Here is a 15,188-nt window from a genome sequence, read left to right on the forward strand (position 1 = left end):
GAACCAAGGGCGGCACCGAGCTCAGCCTGAAGCTGGCGTGACGGCGTCGCGGGCGCGCCAGGCGTCGGGAACGACGAACACCTCGTCGGCGCGGCCGTAGCCGCCGTCGGGGACTTCCTCGATCAGCACCATCGTGTGCGGCCGCGCCGCTTCGCCGAAATAGTCGACGAACAGCGCGGTGAGGCGATGCACGATCTCCGCCTTCTGGGTGCGAGACAGCGCGGCTTGCGGAATCTTGATGTTGGCGAAAGGCATGATGGGTCTCTCCGTGTGATGCGATCGTGCCGTGCGTCAGACCACGCCGCCATTGGCGCGGATGACCTGGCCGTTGATCCAGCCGCCATCGCGACCGGTGAGGAAGGCGACGATTCCTGCGATGTCGTCGGGCTGGCCGAGGCGGCCGAACGGGTTCATGGCGGCAATGGCGCGCACCTGCTGCTCGCTCTTGCCTTCGAGGAACAGCCGGGTCTCGACCGGCCCGGGCGCCACCGCGTTGACGGTGATGCGCCGGCTGCCGAGCTCCTTGGCGAGGATGTGCGTCATGGTTTCGACCGCGGCCTTGGTCGCGGCGTAGACGCCGTAGCCGGGCTGGTAGAGACCGACCACGCTGGAGGAGAAGCTGACGATGCGGCCGCCGTCGCGAAGCCGCCGCGCCGCCTCGCGCAAGGACCGGAACACGCTTCCGAGATTGATCGACGTTTGCCGCGCGAACGCTTCATCGGTCACCTCGGCGAGCGGCCCGAGCTCGATGATGCCGGCATTGTTGACGAGGATGTCGACGCCGCCGAAGGCGCGCTCGGCCGCATCGAACAGCCGCGAAGGGGTTGCCGAATCGGCGAGGTCGGCCTGCACGGCGATGGCGCGCCCGCCGGCGGCCTCGATCTCGGCGACGAGCGCATCGGCAGCCGCGCGGCCGCTCGCATAGTTGATCGCGACCGCAATCCCGCCCTGCGCCAGCCGGCGGGCGATCGCTGCGCCGATGCCGCGGGAGCCGCCGGTCACGATGGCGGCGCGCTGATGTTGGTGGGTCATGGCAGGTCTCCTCGTTGTCTTCAGCCGGAGATTTAGCTGATCGCCGTGGCCGGATAATCGCCTCAGACTTGCCATCACTTGTCGGCTGTGGTGAACAATCGGCCATGGACCGATTTGACGCCATGCGTCTGTTCGTTCGCCTCGTCGAGCGGCAGAGTTTTACGGCTGCGGCCGCCGATCTCGGCATTCCCCGCTCGACGGCGAGCGAGGTCTTGCGCGGCCTGGAGTCGCGCTTGGGCGCGCGCCTGCTCGACCGCACGACGCGGCATGTCACGCCGACGCTCGACGGCGAGGACTATTACCGCCGCTGCGTCGCCATTCTGGCCGAGGTCGAGGAAGCGGAAACCGCGATGCGCGATGCGCGGCCGCGCGGCCTGCTCCGCATCGACGCCCATCCCTTGCTGACCCGCACCTTCATCCTGCCGCACCTGCCGGCATTCCTGGCGCGCTATCCGCAGCTCGACTTGCAGATCGGGCAGGGCGACCGCCTGGTTGATCTCGTGCGCGAAGGCATCGATTGCGTAATCCGGTCGGGCGAGCCGGAGGACAGCGGGATGATCCTGCGCCGCCTCGGCACGATCGCGGAGATCACGGTGGCGAGCCCGGCCTATCTCGCCAGCCACGGCGTGCCTATGGCACCGGATACGCTCGACGGCCATCAGATGGTCGCCTTCGTCTCCTCGCGCACCGGCGATGTGCTGCCGCTGGAATTTTCGGTTCCCGGCGCGCTGCATCACGTCGTGCTGCCGAGCCGGGTTCGCGTCAACAATTCCGACACCATGGCCGATCTCGCACGGCTCGGCTTCGGCCTCGCCCAGGCTCCCCGCTATCGCTTCGCCGATGATCTCGCCAGCGGCGCGCTGGTCGAGGTGCTCGCCGACTATCCGCCGTCGCCGACGCCGCTTTCCGCGCTGTACCTGCAAAACCGCCAGCCCGCGCTGCGCCTGCGCGTCTTCCTCGACTGGATATCGGGCATTTTTGCCGAGGCGAAGCTTTGATGTGACTCGTAGCCCGGGTGAGCGAAGCGATACCCGGGACCGCCGCCCGCACGGATCCCGGATATCGCTTTGCTCATCCGGGCTACAAATCCTTGTGGTGCCCGTCGGGCAAAACACCCATTCAGCGGGTCAATCGATCTTCGCGAAAATATTTCGCTTTACCGAATTTCTGATTTGACGCATTCTCCCGCCACCTCATCCCGGTCAGAGGGGCGTATCGCGATCGTCACGACATGCGGGGTGAGCTGCGGTGGACGCCAGTCACATCGGCGCGAAGAGCTTCGCAGGGCGGGCAACCGTGAGCGAAACCCATCGCGCACACGACCGGTGTGATTTGCGTACGGCAAAACCGTGTCGTCCTGGCGCCCGGGGTCTGTGCGCCAAGTCTTGCGGTGATGTGGCGGCCCGACCGGGCACGCGCATCAGCGATCCGCAAGGCGACGGGGGCAATAGTGCATCGCTCCCCGGGGAGAACGCGGCATAAGCCGTCAAACCACTGCGCAGGGAAGGCCGTGTGTTGGGCTTCACCTGTATGCCGCTGTGCAGCTTCCTGTAGCGCAACCTTCGCACAGTGGACCGTGGGTGCCAGCCGGCACCCGGCCTTCCCTGCGCCCTCTGACATCGGAGGGTGTCGCGATGAAGCAAAGCTCGGGCGAAGCAAGCCGCGAGGATGCGAAGATGTGTCTGCGATTGGGAAATCCGACTGGTCGCGAGCACCAATTTATCACCGTCACCCTGAGGTGCTCGTCCTGCGATGTATCGCAGGGCGAGCCTCGAAGGGCGACGGCCCGGCTGCATCCCGGCCGTTCATCCTTCGAGGCTCGGCTTGCGATGCATTCGCACCGCAAGCCTCGCACCTCAGGATGACGGAACAGTCACTCTCTACATCGTTGGCCAACTGCGCCGCTTTGTGAGTTGTGCCGGAGCGCCACGCGGTTACGATACACTTGAGGTTCCCGTCGAACACAGGGGCCGACATTGTGACCGGGAGGCGACATGAGCGGGCAGGAACGCAAGGTGAAGGGATCGGACCTGTTTGTAGCGGCGCTGGAGAATGAAGGCGTCGATCGCATCTTCGGCGTTCCCGGCGAAGAAAACCTCGATCTCGTGGAATCGCTCCGCACCTCCAAGATCGAGCTGATCCTGACCCGCCACGAGCAGGCGGCCGCCTTCATGGCTGCCACCCATGGCCGGCTCACCGGGAAGCCCGGCGTCTGTCTCTCGACGCTCGGCCCCGGGGCACTCAATCTGTCCACGGGTGCGGCCTATGCGCATCTCGGCGCGATGCCGATGATCCTGATTACCGGCCAGAAGCCGATCATGAGCAGCCGGCAGGCGCGTTTCCAGATCGTGGACGTGGTCGCGACCATGAAGCCGCTGACAAAGCTGTCGCGGCAGATCATCAGCGCCTCCAGCATCCCGACCGTGGTGCGCGATGCCTTTCGCGTGGCGATGGAGGAGCGGCCGGGGCCGGTGCATCTCGAACTGCCGGAGGACATCGCGGGCGACGAAGTGCCGGCCACTCCCGTGATTCCGATCCATCCGATCGAAATTCCGGTCGCCCACCGCGCCGCGCTCGATCGTGCGGCCGAGATGATTCTCGCCGCAAAGCATCCACTGGTGATGATGGGCGCTGCGACCAGCCGGCCACGATCGACCCACGGCATCGCGAGCTTCGTGCGGCGAACCGGCATTCCCTTTTTCACCACGCAGATGGGGAAGGGCACCGTGCCGGGCGGCACCAATCTCTATATGGGCACCGCGGCGCTGTCGGAGCGGGACTATGTCCACGACGCGATCGATGCCGCCGATCTGATCGTGGCGATCGGTCACGACCCGATCGAGAAGCCGCCCTTTATCATGGGGCCGTCGGGCCCGAAGGTGATTCACGTCAGCTACACGTCGGCGAGCGTCGAGCAGGTCTATTTCCCGGATGCCGAGGTTGTCGGCGACGTCGGCCCGAGTCTGGAGCTGCTCGCCGACCGGCTCGAAGGCAAGCTGCCGCAAGCCGCGGCGCTGCTGCCGCTCCGTGAGGAGATCCTCAGGCATATCGCCGACCGCGCCACCGAGGCGCGCTGGCCACCGACGCCACAGCGGATGGTGCACGACATTCGCCAGGTGATCCCGGAGAACGGCATCGTCGCGCTCGACAACGGCATGTACAAGATCTGGTTCGCGCGCAACTACCGCACCCGCGTCGCCAACACGCTGCTGCTGGACAACGCGCTGGCGACGATGGGCGCAGGCCTGCCGTCGGCGATGATGGCGGCGATGCTCTATCCCGACCGCCGCGTGCTCGCAGTCGCCGGCGACGGCGGCTTCATGATGAACAGCCAGGAGATGGAAACCGCGGTCCGCCTCAAGCTCAACCTGGTCGTGCTGGTGCTGGAGGACAACGCCTACGGCATGATTCGCTGGAAGCAGGCAGTCGATCATTTCGCCGATTTCGGCATGACCTTTGGCAATCCCGATTTCGTCCTCTACGCGAAGGCATACGGAGCCAAGGGGCATCGCATCGCGAGCATCGACAGCTTCGGCCCGACGCTGGATGCCGCGTTCAGGGAAGGCGGCGTGCACCTGGTCTCGATCCCGATCGACTATTCGGAGAACGTGCGGGTGCTCGTGGATGAGCTGCGGGCTCACGAGAAGTCGAAGGCGTGATTGATGGGGCGAAGCCATTTCGACATCGTCATTGCGAGCGCAGCGAAGCAATCCAGGCTGCCTCCGCGGAGAGACTCTGGATTGCTTCGCTGCGCTCGCAATGACGGAGGTCTCGGCAAAGACCTCCTGCTAACATGACAACCTCACTTGTGCCGCAGCCACTGATCCCCGACACTCTCAATCACCCAACCAGCCACAGGAATATGAAATGACTCGCGTTCGCTGTATCACCGAGATGGGCATGGGCGTCGACGTTCACGGCAGGGACGCCACCAAGGCGGCGAAGCGGGCGGTGTCCGATGCCATCCGGCATTCGAGCCTCGGTTTCTTCCGGATGATCGGTAAGACCGCGAACGACATGTTCGTCGATGTCACGATCGGAGTGCCCAACCCCGAGGCGGTGGACAAGGAAGCCGTTGCGAAGGAGCTGCCCTACGGCACCGTGACCGTGACTGCGGTCAAGGGCGGGCTTGAGATTCCCTCGGCCACGGAGGTGGCCAACGACCCCATCCTCATCGCCAATGCCGCCGTCATCGTCAGCTTCGACAAGGAGTAGGCCGGTGTCCGACAGCGATGAGGCGCTGCTGGATCGCCCGATCTGGAGCGCGCTGACAACGAGCCAGAAGCATCTGGCGGAGGGCGGCCCGCGAGCGCTGCGCTATCCCGTGGACATGACGCCGTTTGCCGACATGGCCGACATGTCCGCGACAAGTTTTGCCGCGCTCCGTGATCTCCTGTCGGGCTCGCAGGTTGCCGCGCTGTTCACGCCGGAGCCGGTCGAAATGCCCGCCGGTTTCAAGGTGGTGCTGGCCGAGACCGGCGAGCAGATGATCGGCTCGCCCGCTGACAGTTCGCTGCGCGACGCCGAGATCGTCAAATTAAGCGCCGCCGACGTTCCCGCCATGATGGCGCTGACGGATCTGACGAAGCCCGGTCCATTCGCACTGCGTACACATGAGCTCGGCACATTCCTCGGCATCCGCGTCGGCGGCGAACTGGTCGCGATGACCGGCGAGCGGATGAAGCCGGGAAGGTTCGTCGAAATGACAGCCGTCTGCGTCCATCCGGACTATCGCGGGCGCGGCTATGCGCAGGCGCTGCTCGCGGCGGTCGCGCGCCGGATCGAGGCGCGCGGCGAGATTCCGTTCCTGCACGTGTTTTCCGGCAACGCGTCCGCGATCGCGCTGTACCAGCGACAGGGCATGCGAATTCGGCGGCGCCTGTACGTCACTGCGTTCATGAAGGAGGGATAGGCTCCCTCAAGGACCGCCCTTCATTTCCTTCGAATTCACGCTATATCCGTCCCAACCACAATTGGGGGAAACACATGGACGCCAGGACAACCGATTTTTCCGCCGTACGGACGGCGATGCAGCGCTACGTCGATCAGGAGATCATTCCCGGCGTGTCCTGGGCGGTGCTGCGCGGCCGGGAGGTCGTTGACCAGCAATGCGTCGGGCTTGCCGACCGCGAAGCGAAAACCGCGCTCCGGACCGACCACATTTTCCGCGCGTTTTCGAATACCAAGATCTTCGTCACGTGCGCGATCATGCTTCTGGTGGAAGAGGGCCGCATCGGGCTTGACGATGTCGTCGAAAAATTCTTGCCGCAGCTCGGCAATCGCAAGGTGCTGAAGCAGGGCGCTTTGAGCCTTGCCGATGTTGAGCCGGCGAAGGGCTCGATCACGATCCGCCAGCTCCTGACCCACACCTCCGGCCTCAGCTACGGCATCTTCGACCCCGGCACGGTGCTGTTCAAAGGCTATAACGAGGCGGGCGTGCTTAATCCGTTGACGCCGCTGACCGACATGATCGACAAGCTTGCCGATCTGCCGCTGTCCTATCATCCCGGAACGGGCTGGGAATATTCGGTGGCGACCGACGTGCTCGGCCGCGTCGTCGAGGTCGTCTCCGGAAAATCCCTCGATGCCTTCCTCAAGGCGCGCATTTTCGATTCCCTCGGCATGACCGATACCGGCTTCTACGTGCCCGAAGCGCAGCAGGGCAGGCTGGTCGCGCTCTACACCGGCGCCGACGTGCTCGATCCGATGAAGCCCGGCCTGACGCGGGCCGACAATCTGCCTTACCCGCAGGCCTATCGCCGTCCGTTCCCGCGGCTCTCGGGCGGCGGCGGTCTGGTCTCGACCCTGCCGGACATGCTTGCGCTGGTGCGCGCCTTGGTGCCCGGGTCAGATGCACTGCTGAAGCCGGAGACGCTGCGGCAGATGATGACGAACCAGCTGCCCGCAGGCCAGACCATCCGCTTTGCCAATCTCGGGCCGATGCCCGGCAAGGGTTTTGGTCTCGGCGGCGCCGTCACCTTCGCGCCGACGCCGTTCGATCCGGCGAATTCCACCGGCGAATTCCAGTGGGGCGGCCTTGCCGGCACCCATTGGTGGATCTGCCCGCAGGCGAATACCGCCGGTGTCCTGATGGCCCAGCGCTACATGGGCTTCTGGAATCCGTTCTTCTTCGAGTTCAAGCGCCTGGCCTACCAGGCGGTCGGAGGCTGACCGCGAAAAAAAATTGCAGGCCTCCGCGAATCCTTTTCGCCCGTCGCGTCCTCCTTGTCCTCGAGGCATTCCGCCTCGGCGCGTGTCGGAGGATGTGATGGGATTTTACAGGAAGAACATCGGTGGCGTGCATCAGGCGGTGCGGGTGGCGCTCGGAATTGCGGTCGGGATTGCCGCGTTCGCGTATCTGTCCGGGTTTGCGGCGTGGCTGGTCGCGCTCGGCGGCGCAGGCTTCGCGCTGACCGGCCTCGTCGGCTACTGCCCGATGTGCGCGATGGCCGGAATCGGACGAGGAGGCGTGTCGTGAGTGCGGCTGCGATCTCGCCCAACCTGTTCGAGGCGGCGCGGCTTGGCGATCCCGAGGCGATCGCGGCGCTGCTCGCGACGGCGCAGCCCGATATCCACCGCTACGCGCGCGCCACCTGCCGCAGCTCGGCGGATGCCGAGGATGCGACGCAGGAGGCGCTGTGGATCCTGTTCCGCCATGTCGGCACCATCCGCTCGCTGCTGGCGCTGTCCGCCTGGCTGTTCAGCGTGGTTCGGCGCGAATGCCTGCGGCTCGCGCGCAAGGCCGGCCTTATGCCGGCCATCGATGCGAGTGACGCGGAGGCCGCACTGCTGTCGCGGCCCGAGGCCGATCTGCGGCTCGACGTGGCCGCGGCCTTCGAGGCGCTGCCGCTGCACTATCGCGACGTCGCGCTGATGCGCGACGTCAAGGAGATGACCATCGACGAAATCGCCGTCGCACTCGGCGCGTCCAGGCAGACCGTCAAGGCACGCCTGCATCGCGCCCGCGCATTGATGCGCGAATATCTGACGAGATGAGACATGACCGATTATCAAAACCCCGATGACCTGAAATCCGTCCCGGCCTTCGTCGCGCTCGCGCCGGTCGAGGCCAACGCCTTCCTCGCCTTCAATCATGCCGTCGAGCGCAAGGACGGCTTGATCCCGCCGAAGTATCGCGAGCTGATTTCGCTCGCGGTCGCGCTCACCACGCAATGCGCCTATTGCCTCGACGTGCATACGGCGCAGGCGGCGAAAGCCGGTGCGACGCGCGAGGAGGTCGCGGAAGCTGCGTTGATCGCCGCTGCGGTCCGCGCCGGCGGCACGCTCGGCCATGCGCTGTTGGCGCAGCGCCTGTTCGAGCGACATCGAGGTGAAACCACGGCATGAACGCGCATCGGAGGCTCGGTCGTACGCGTGAATAATTATCTCGGCCTCGACGGATTTCGCTACGGTTGGGTCGCAGCCTGGATCGACGAGCGCGGCGATCACGCCTTCGACTATTCGCCGGGGCTGACGCAATTGCTCGCGATGCCGCATGCGCGCGCGATGATCGACATGCCGATCGGATTGAATACGAGCGGCTATCGAACGTGCGACCTGCGTGCGCGCGAGCTGGTCGGCCCCGCCGTGTTTCTCGGCGCGCGCCGCGACCTCTGGAGATTTCCCGACATGGCGGCAGCCAATCGGCACTACTGGAAGCACGAGGGCGAGGGCAGGGGCGTGTCGGCGCAGCTCTGGAACATCAGGGACAAGATCAGGGAGGTCGACGAGATCATGACGCCGGCACGGCAAGCCGCGATCGGCGAAGCGCATCCGGAATTGATCTTCTGGAATCTCGCCGGGCGCCTACGGCTCGAGAGCAAGACATCGGCGCAGGGCCGCGAACAACGCATCGCGCTACTGGAGCAACGCGGCTTCACACGCTTGCGGAAATGGCTGACGCAGCGTCACGGCACCGGCATCGGCCGTGATGATCTCATCGACGCCTGCGCCTGCGCGGTCGCGGCGCGCGACAGCACGCAGTCGGTCGGTGATGGCGAGATCGATCCGCGCGGATTGCGAATGGAGATCAACTATTGAGGCGACCGGCCGCCAAGGCGCGCTCGGGATAAAGCGGCAATTTATTTGACAGATATAGGAACTGTCGATGGTCGGCCCGCGTTCCCCGTGCGAAGAGATTACAGAGATGCTCGTGCGATGAATGATACCAGTCAATTCGCGACCGCGCTGCTCGCGCTCGTTTTCACCGGAGCCCTGCTCGTCACCGGGCAGCGCTTCATCGAGCAACGTGCGCAGCGCGACATCGTGTATGCGACAAGTCACTTGCTGCGGCCGCTGTGATCCGGCTTCGGTGCGAAAAGATCGTGTGACCTCTGCATCGGCCTTGTGCCGTTCGTCCGCTCGCCTAGATTAGGCGACAATCTCACGAACGATGCCGGGGTCCCGATGTACGATCTCTCCGCCTTTCCCATCACCAAACGCTGGCCGGCAAGGCATCCGGAGCTGCTTCAGCTCTATTCGCTGCCGACGCCGAACGGCGTCAAGGTGTCGATCATGCTGGAGGAGATCGGGCTTCCCTACGAGGTCCATCTTGTCGATTTCGGCAAGGACGACCAGAAGACGCCCGAGTTTCTGTCGCTCAATCCGAACGGCAAGATCCCGGCGATCCTCGATCCCAACGGTCCCGGCGGCCGGCCGCTGCCGCTGTTCGAGTCCGGGGCGATTCTGCAATATCTCGCGGAGAAGACCGGCAAGCTGCTGCCGCAGGATGCCGCGCGCCGCTACCAGGCCATCCAGTGGGTGCATTTCCAGATGGGCGGGATCGGGCCTATGTTCGGCCAGGTCGGTTTCTTCCACAAATTCGCCGGCAAGGATTTCGAGGACAAGCGGCCGCTCGAACGCTACGTGGGCGAGTCCAGGCGCCTGCTCGGCGTGATGGAGACGCATCTGGCCGGCCGGCAATGGTTCATGGATGACGACTACACCATCGCCGACATCTCGATGCTTGGCTGGGTGCGCAACCTCATCGGCTTCTACGGCGCCGGTGATCTCGTCGAATTCACCCAGTTCAAATCGGTTGCCGCATGGCTCGAACGGGGACTCGCGCGTCCGGCGGTGCAACGTGGGCTCAATATTCCGAAGCGGCCGTGAAACTAGCTCAGCGCCTTGTAGGTCATGTAGAGCGCCATCAGCGAGACGAGGGCGATCATGACCCGGCGCAGCACCGATTTGCTGACCCCATTGGCCATGCGTGCGCCGAGATCGGTGCCGACCCAGAGGCCGGCGACAATGCCGATGACGGCCGGCCAGCCGACCATGAGCCCCTTGCTCCAGTAGATCCACGCCGCTGGAATGTTGGTCGGGATCACCGAGAAGACGAGGCTGACGAGTTGCGCCTGGTGCTGCGGCACGCGCAGGCCCGCGGCAAGGCCGACGGTGATCGCCAGGCCGCCGCCGATCCCCATGAAGCCGGAGGAAAAGCCGGCCAGCGCGCCGATGAGGAACAGCGGGAGCCAGGGTAGTTCGGCGGGATCGCCGGCCTCGCCAGCTCCGTCCTTGCGGTCGCGGCGCAGCAGCAGGGCTGCGATCAGCAGAGCGAGGTAGACGACGTAGGTCCATTGCAGCACTGCGTCGGACACGCCGGCCGCGGCATAGCCGCCGCCCGCGCCACCGACGAGAAATCCGATGCCGATCCAGACGATCCATTGCAGCGGACTGCGATTGCCGCTCTGCCAGTAGCGGCGCACTCCGGCGAAACCGGTCGGCGGGACCTGCGTGATCAGCGAGGTGCCCTGGGCGACGTGCTGCTCCGCGCCGAGCAGCAGAACGGAGAAGATCACGAGACCGCCGCCCGGGCTCGTGCCCATGAAGCCCGATGTCGCGCCGCCGACGAGGCCGACGCCGATGCCTGCGAGCAGTTCGTAGATCCAGGACATCGCTCAAGCCCGGGTTCGTCGCTTGACGTCCGGCTTCGTCGTGCGGAAGCCGTCGATCACGCCATCGACAGCCGCCATGCAGGCATCGACGTCAAAGTCCTCGCCCCAGCATTTTTGCAGCACAAAGCCCTGGAAGATAGCGATCAACACGCGCGCGATGGCGTCGGCGCCGAGGTCGCGCCTGATGAGGCCGTCGTGCTGGGCGCGCTCGACCAGCGCCACGATCAGGGCGCGCGGCATCTCGATGCCTTCGACGACGCTGGTGCGGACGCGGCGGTTACGCAGCGCCTCGGCCCAGCCATGGATGCCGACGCGCCGCCGCGCTTCGCCGGCGGGATCGGTGAGCCATTGCGCGTAGACGCGGACCAGCGCGTGAAGTCCTTCGATCGGATCGCCCGATCCCTGCGCGACCGAGTTGAGCACGGCTTCGCGGCGGTGCCGGTCGTCGGCGAGCGCCTCGATCAGGTCGTCCTTGCTCTGGAAGTAGAGATAGACCGCGCCATGGCTCAGCCCCGACCGCTTCACGATGTCGGCCATGCCGGTCTGGTGAAAGCCATTCTCGGCGAAGCAGGCGAGGGCGGCCTCGAGGATCTGCCGTCGCCGGCCTTCACGCTGCTTGTCGCTGATCTTCGGCATCGGAGCCTCCGCAAATAACTGACTGATCGATCGTTTTAGCGATTCATCGAGGGCAGCTTGATTATTGGCGAGTATAATAAAAAACGATCAGTCAGTCATTTTTAAATCAACGACGGGTTTTGGTCAAGTCTCGATGGCTCCGAGCCGGGGAACAGGAGACGTAAACGGCTGGCGAGCCGCCGACAGACGCAACGGCTCGGCTCGCGACCGTGTGCCGCTAGAACAGCCGTCCGCCGTTCGGCACCGGCTTGCCCGGCTGCACCAGCACGACCTTGCCGTCGGCATCGGGAAATCCGAGCGTCAGCACTTCCGATACGACCGGCCCGATCTGGCGCGGGGGAAAATTGACGACGGCCGCGACCTGTTGCCCCACCAGCGTCTCGAGCGGATGGTTCTCGGTGATCTGCGCCGAGCTCTTGCGCACGCCGATCGCCGGGCCGAAGTCGATCCACAGCCGCCAGGCCGGCTTGCGCGCCTCCGGGAACGGCTTGGCATCGACGATGGTGCCGACGCGAATATCGACCGCGAGGAAGCTGTTGAAGTCGATGGTCGGCGACGGGGCCGCGGCGGGATCGTGGGTGACGTGCATGATGAGTCCGTTGACAGAGTTCGTAAGCTTCGCTCGCAATATTGTCGCGCGAACCGGAGTTTCGTACAACGCCGCAGCCGAAGCATCACGCATGCGAGAGGAACGTCTTGCCCAACATCATCTACGGCATCAAGAACTGCGACACCATGAAGAAGGCGCGCGCCTGGCTCGACAACCATGGCGTTGCCTATGAGTTTCACGACTACAAGACGGCGGGCGTCGAGAAGGACAAGCTCAAGCAGTGGAGCGACAAGCTCGGCTGGGAGATTCTGCTCAATCGTGCCGGCACGACCTTCAAGAAGCTGCCCGAGGCCGACAGGGAGGGTCTTACCGAGAATAAGGCACTGGCGTTGATGCTAGCGCAACCATCGATGATCAAGCGTCCGGTGCTGGAAGTCGGCGGCAAGCTGCTGGTCGGCTTCAAGCCGGACATCTACGCCAACGAAGTCAGGGCGAAGTAAGTCGGCGCCAAATCGCGCTGAAGGCTAGTTCAGCTCGATGATCTCGGTGGCGTCGGCGGGACCGGACTGGTCCGCGAACTCGACGACGTCGGCGGCCGCGATACGGCCGGGGGCGCGATGAAAGAGGTCGCGATCGATCACGGCGCGCAGCTTCGGTCGCGGCGGCGCGTCATTTCCGCGCATCAGATTCTTGATCTCGAAGCCGCCGTCCTCGCAGAAGGTCTTGAGCGAGGCGATGATGTGACAGACCTTGCCGTCGGTGAGGAACGGCAACAGCAGGCGTTCGTAGGCGACGATGCGCCCATAGATGTCGTCGACGTCGGCAACGCTGTAGACCGGAAGCCCGCGCGCGACGCATTCGTAATAGATGGGCATCACGGAGGGCACGAGCCGCGGCCCGATATATTCATCCAGCGGCACGCCTTTGCCGGTGTGTCCATAGGCGCGCGAGATCCGCGTGCCTTCGCTCTGGATGACGAGGCGCGGCACCGGAGTTGAGGCGTCAACGGTATAATAGATGAGATCGGACAGCTCTTCCTCGAGCCGCGCGGGCTGGTACTCCCAGATCGCCGGCGCGATCTGCTGGCGCGCATAGAGTCGCAGCCACGTGTTCAGGAGATCACGCTGCCTGATCGACTTGACGGCGGAGGGAGCGGCGCTTGCGAAATCCAAAACAATATTCCCGGCAGATCGAAACCCGCGCATCATCCATGCCGCGGGAAAATTTTCTATGAAGGCTGGCGCGCGGGACGAAAGACCGTTAACGACGGCTTGACGACCGGTGCTTTCGCGAACCGGAAGGCCGGGCAGGCGTGACATCAAAACATCTCCGACTAAGGGAGCATTTGTATCCCAGCCGGAGACCTGATCTGCTCAGCTTTCCGCCTTGCCTAACCCCCGTCACCTCCGGCATATTCCGCGCCCGGAGGCGGCGTTCCGGGAAGGCTCCAAGGCCTCCTGAAAGCCGAAGCAACAAGGACAGCCACGCGGGTCGCGCGGGCAGGGGGAAATCTGTTTGGCCGATGAGTTCATTCTCGAAACGGAAGGCTTGACCAAGGAGTTCGCGGGCTTCTTCGCTGTCCGCGACGTTGCGCTCAAGGTCCGCCGTGGGAGCATTCACGCGTTGATCGGCCCGAACGGCGCCGGCAAGACGACGTGCTTCAATCTTTTGACCAAGTTCCTCAGGCCGTCCGCCGGGAAGATCCTGTACAAGGGACAGGACATCACCGCGATGGCGCCGGCCGACGTGGCCCGCATGGGACTGGTGCGATCGTTCCAGATCTCGGCGGTGTTTCCGCATATGACCGCATTGGAAAACGTTCGCGTCGCGCTTCAGCGCCAGCACGGCAGTTCCTTCGATTTCTGGCGCTCCAAGTCCGTGCTCAACCGTTTCAACGATCGCGCACGCGACCTGTTGAACGATGTCGGCCTCAGCGAGTTTGCCAATACGCCTGCGGTCGAAATGCCCTACGGGCGCAAGCGCGCACTCGAGATTGCAACCACGCTCGCGCTCGACCCCGAGATGATGCTGCTGGACGAGCCGATGGCCGGCATGGGCCACGAGGACATCGACAAGATCGCGGCGCTGATCAAGCGCATCTCCGCGAAATACACCATCCTGATGGTCGAGCATAATCTGAGTGTCGTGGCGAATCTCTCCGACATCATCACCGTGCTGACGCGCGGGCAGGTTCTCGCGCAGGGCCATTACAGCGAGCTCACCAAGGACGAACGCGTCAAGGAAGCCTATCTGGGAGCCGGTCATGCCTGACACTGCGATCGCCGAGGCTCCGGCAAAGGCTGCGAGCGGCGGAAACATCCTCCAGGTCCGCAACCTCGAGGCCTGGTATGGCGAGTCCCACATCCTGCATGGGATCAATTTCGACGTGAACGCGGGCGAGGTTGTCACCCTGCTCGGACGAAACGGCGCCGGCAAGACAACCACGCTGAAGTCGATCATGGGCATCATCGGCAAGCGTACCGGCTCGGTGAAGTTCAACACCCAGGAGATCATCCGCACGACCTCCGATAAGATCGCGCGCATGGGCATCGCGTTCTGCCCGGAAGAGCGGGGGATATTCTCCAGCCTCGACGTGCGGGAGAATTTGTTGTTGCCGCCAGTGGTCCGCGAAGGCGGACTGCCGCTCGAGCAGATCTTCGACCTGTTTCCGAACCTGAAGGAGCGGCTCAACAGCCAGGGCACGAAGTTGTCCGGCGGCGAGCAGCAGATGCTGGCGATCGCGCGCATCCTGCGCACCGGTGCGAGCTTCCTGATGCTGGACGAGCCGACCGAAGGGTTGGCGCCAGTCATCATCCAGCAGATCGGCCACACCATTGCGCGGCTCAAGAAGGAGGGCTTTACGATCCTCCTGGTCGAGCAGAACTTCCGGTTCGCATCCACCGTTGCCGACCGCTACTACGTGGTCGAGCACGGCAAGATCATTGACGGATTTTCCAATGCGGAGCTTGCCGCCAACATGGACAAGCTCCACACTTATCTCGGCGTCTAGGCATGATCCGGAAGGTGTGAAGCGATTTTCCGAAAAGATCATGCTTAAACAGAAGAACTGCCAA

General features: G+C 64.4%; 20 protein-coding genes. 14 read left to right on the forward strand and 6 right to left on the reverse strand.

The window, feature by feature from the left end; genetic code table 11:
* Positions 1–21: 21 nt before the first annotated feature.
* Together WN73_RS34530 and WN73_RS34535 are read right to left on the reverse strand one after the other, a co-directional pair.
* On the reverse strand, positions 22–255 hold the full coding sequence (locus tag WN73_RS34530) for a tautomerase family protein (protein WP_011086795.1): 234 nt from the start codon (positions 253–255) through the stop codon (positions 22–24).
* Positions 256–291: 36 nt separating this feature from the next.
* On the reverse strand, positions 292–1,032 hold the full coding sequence (locus tag WN73_RS34535) for an SDR family oxidoreductase (RefSeq protein ID WP_038967644.1): 741 nt from the start codon (positions 1,030–1,032) through the stop codon (positions 292–294).
* 104 nt (positions 1,033–1,136) lie between these two features.
* Here WN73_RS34535 and WN73_RS34540 point away from each other — a divergent pair, with 104 nt between their 5' ends.
* The 11 genes from WN73_RS34540 to WN73_RS34590 all read left to right on the forward strand — a co-directional run bounded on the left by WN73_RS34540 (position 1,137) and on the right by WN73_RS34590 (position 10,143).
* Positions 1,137–2,030: a LysR family transcriptional regulator gene (locus WN73_RS34540; RefSeq protein ID WP_028171037.1), complete on the forward strand. Its 894-nt coding sequence runs from the start codon at positions 1,137–1,139 to the stop codon at positions 2,028–2,030.
* 996 nt (positions 2,031–3,026) lie between these two features.
* Entirely contained in the window at positions 3,027–4,691 is a 1,665-nt protein-coding gene (locus WN73_RS34545; RefSeq protein WP_271556715.1) for an acetolactate synthase large subunit, read from the forward strand.
* 208 nt (positions 4,692–4,899) lie between these two features.
* On the forward strand, positions 4,900–5,247 hold the full coding sequence (locus tag WN73_RS34550) for a Lin0512 family protein (RefSeq protein ID WP_028171039.1): 348 nt from the start codon (positions 4,900–4,902) through the stop codon (positions 5,245–5,247).
* Positions 5,248–5,251: 4 nt separating this feature from the next.
* Positions 5,252–5,944 carry a GNAT family N-acetyltransferase gene (locus WN73_RS34555; protein ID WP_271556719.1) on the forward strand — a complete coding sequence of 231 codons (693 nt, stop codon included), beginning with the start codon at positions 5,252–5,254 and terminating at the stop codon, positions 5,942–5,944.
* A 74-nt stretch (positions 5,945–6,018) separates the two neighbouring features.
* Positions 6,019–7,203 (forward strand): serine hydrolase domain-containing protein, encoded by a 1,185-nt coding sequence (locus tag WN73_RS34560; protein ID WP_271556721.1) that lies wholly within the window; start codon positions 6,019–6,021, stop codon positions 7,201–7,203.
* 97 nt (positions 7,204–7,300) lie between these two features.
* Positions 7,301–7,510 carry a YgaP family membrane protein gene (locus WN73_RS34565; protein ID WP_271556723.1) on the forward strand — a complete coding sequence of 70 codons (210 nt, stop codon included), beginning with the start codon at positions 7,301–7,303 and terminating at the stop codon, positions 7,508–7,510.
* A complete protein-coding gene (locus WN73_RS34570; protein WP_271556725.1) occupies positions 7,507–8,028 on the forward strand; it encodes an RNA polymerase sigma factor in 522 nt (173 codons plus the stop codon). The genes WN73_RS34565 and WN73_RS34570 overlap by 4 nt, the downstream gene beginning before the upstream one ends.
* Positions 8,029–8,031: 3 nt before the next feature.
* A complete protein-coding gene (locus tag WN73_RS34575) occupies positions 8,032–8,379 on the forward strand; it encodes a carboxymuconolactone decarboxylase family protein (RefSeq protein ID WP_271556727.1) in 348 nt (115 codons plus the stop codon).
* 27 nt (positions 8,380–8,406) lie between these two features.
* Positions 8,407–9,072, forward strand: a complete 666-nt coding sequence (locus WN73_RS34580; protein ID WP_271556729.1) for a DUF429 domain-containing protein — start codon at positions 8,407–8,409, stop codon at positions 9,070–9,072.
* A 117-nt stretch (positions 9,073–9,189) separates the two neighbouring features.
* Complete coding sequence (locus tag WN73_RS34585) at positions 9,190–9,333, forward strand: hypothetical protein (protein ID WP_165448151.1); 144 nt, start codon at positions 9,190–9,192, stop codon at positions 9,331–9,333.
* A gap of 105 nt (positions 9,334–9,438) precedes the next feature.
* Positions 9,439–10,143 carry a glutathione S-transferase family protein gene (locus tag WN73_RS34590; protein ID WP_271556732.1) on the forward strand — a complete coding sequence of 235 codons (705 nt, stop codon included), beginning with the start codon at positions 9,439–9,441 and terminating at the stop codon, positions 10,141–10,143.
* Between the two features lie 2 nt (positions 10,144–10,145).
* Here the strand turns inward: WN73_RS34590 and WN73_RS34595 are convergent, their stop codons facing one another.
* From WN73_RS34595 to WN73_RS34605, 3 genes are all read right to left on the reverse strand, one after another.
* On the reverse strand, positions 10,146–10,928 hold the full coding sequence (locus WN73_RS34595; protein WP_271556734.1) for a sulfite exporter TauE/SafE family protein: 783 nt from the start codon (positions 10,926–10,928) through the stop codon (positions 10,146–10,148).
* 3 nt (positions 10,929–10,931) lie between these two features.
* A complete protein-coding gene (locus WN73_RS34600; RefSeq protein WP_028171048.1) occupies positions 10,932–11,564 on the reverse strand; it encodes a TetR/AcrR family transcriptional regulator in 633 nt (210 codons plus the stop codon).
* 217 nt (positions 11,565–11,781) lie between these two features.
* Complete coding sequence (locus WN73_RS34605) at positions 11,782–12,153, reverse strand: tRNA-binding protein (RefSeq protein WP_011086810.1); 372 nt, start codon at positions 12,151–12,153, stop codon at positions 11,782–11,784.
* A gap of 107 nt (positions 12,154–12,260) precedes the next feature.
* Between WN73_RS34605 and WN73_RS34610 the strand changes: the two genes are divergently transcribed.
* Positions 12,261–12,614, forward strand: a complete 354-nt coding sequence (locus WN73_RS34610; protein ID WP_271556737.1) for an ArsC family reductase — start codon at positions 12,261–12,263, stop codon at positions 12,612–12,614.
* A gap of 24 nt (positions 12,615–12,638) precedes the next feature.
* Here the strand turns inward: WN73_RS34610 and WN73_RS34615 are convergent, their stop codons facing one another.
* The gene (locus tag WN73_RS34615) at positions 12,639–13,319 is read right to left on the reverse strand and encodes a hypothetical protein (protein WP_271556815.1); all 681 of its coding nucleotides are present in this window, start codon (positions 13,317–13,319) and stop codon (positions 12,639–12,641) included.
* 310 nt (positions 13,320–13,629) lie between these two features.
* On the opposite strand from WN73_RS34615, the gene WN73_RS34620 reads away from it, so the two are divergent.
* Positions 13,630–14,385: an ABC transporter ATP-binding protein gene (locus tag WN73_RS34620; protein WP_011086813.1), complete on the forward strand. Its 756-nt coding sequence runs from the start codon at positions 13,630–13,632 to the stop codon at positions 14,383–14,385.
* A complete protein-coding gene (locus WN73_RS34625; protein ID WP_011086814.1) occupies positions 14,378–15,124 on the forward strand; it encodes an ABC transporter ATP-binding protein in 747 nt (248 codons plus the stop codon). Before WN73_RS34620 ends, WN73_RS34625 begins: the two co-directional genes overlap by 8 nt.
* The last annotated feature ends 64 nt before the right edge of the window (positions 15,125–15,188 follow it).

This window comes from Bradyrhizobium sp. CCBAU 45394, assembly GCF_028128655.1.
GTDB lineage: Bacteria > Pseudomonadota > Alphaproteobacteria > Rhizobiales > Xanthobacteraceae > Bradyrhizobium > Bradyrhizobium diazoefficiens.

What these genes read in the sequence shown, in the direction of transcription:
- WN73_RS34530 (WP_011086795.1), bottom strand. Translation starts at nt 255, where the DNA reads ATGCCTTTCGCCAACATCAAGATTCCGCAAGCCGCGCTGTCTCGCACC.
- WN73_RS34535 (WP_038967644.1), bottom strand. Translation starts at nt 1,032, where the DNA reads ATGACCCACCAACATCAGCGCGCCGCCATCGTGACCGGCGGCTCCCGC.
- WN73_RS34540 (WP_028171037.1), top strand. Translation starts at nt 1,137, where the DNA reads ATGGACCGATTTGACGCCATGCGTCTGTTCGTTCGCCTCGTCGAGCGG.
- WN73_RS34545 (WP_271556715.1), top strand. Translation starts at nt 3,027, where the DNA reads ATGAGCGGGCAGGAACGCAAGGTGAAGGGATCGGACCTGTTTGTAGCG.
- WN73_RS34550 (WP_028171039.1), top strand. Translation starts at nt 4,900, where the DNA reads ATGACTCGCGTTCGCTGTATCACCGAGATGGGCATGGGCGTCGACGTT.
- WN73_RS34560 (WP_271556721.1), top strand. Translation starts at nt 6,019, where the DNA reads ATGGACGCCAGGACAACCGATTTTTCCGCCGTACGGACGGCGATGCAG.
- WN73_RS34565 (WP_271556723.1), top strand. Translation starts at nt 7,301, where the DNA reads ATGGGATTTTACAGGAAGAACATCGGTGGCGTGCATCAGGCGGTGCGG.
- WN73_RS34575 (WP_271556727.1), top strand. Translation starts at nt 8,032, where the DNA reads ATGACCGATTATCAAAACCCCGATGACCTGAAATCCGTCCCGGCCTTC.
- WN73_RS34585 (WP_165448151.1), top strand. Translation starts at nt 9,190, where the DNA reads ATGAATGATACCAGTCAATTCGCGACCGCGCTGCTCGCGCTCGTTTTC.
- WN73_RS34590 (WP_271556732.1), top strand. Translation starts at nt 9,439, where the DNA reads ATGTACGATCTCTCCGCCTTTCCCATCACCAAACGCTGGCCGGCAAGG.
- WN73_RS34595 (WP_271556734.1), bottom strand. Translation starts at nt 10,928, where the DNA reads ATGTCCTGGATCTACGAACTGCTCGCAGGCATCGGCGTCGGCCTCGTC.
- WN73_RS34600 (WP_028171048.1), bottom strand. Translation starts at nt 11,564, where the DNA reads ATGCCGAAGATCAGCGACAAGCAGCGTGAAGGCCGGCGACGGCAGATC.
- WN73_RS34605 (WP_011086810.1), bottom strand. Translation starts at nt 12,153, where the DNA reads ATGCACGTCACCCACGATCCCGCCGCGGCCCCGTCGCCGACCATCGAC.
- WN73_RS34615 (WP_271556815.1), bottom strand. Translation starts at nt 13,319, where the DNA reads ATGCGCGGGTTTCGATCTGCCGGGAATATTGTTTTGGATTTCGCAAGC.
- WN73_RS34625 (WP_011086814.1), top strand. Translation starts at nt 14,378, where the DNA reads ATGCCTGACACTGCGATCGCCGAGGCTCCGGCAAAGGCTGCGAGCGGC.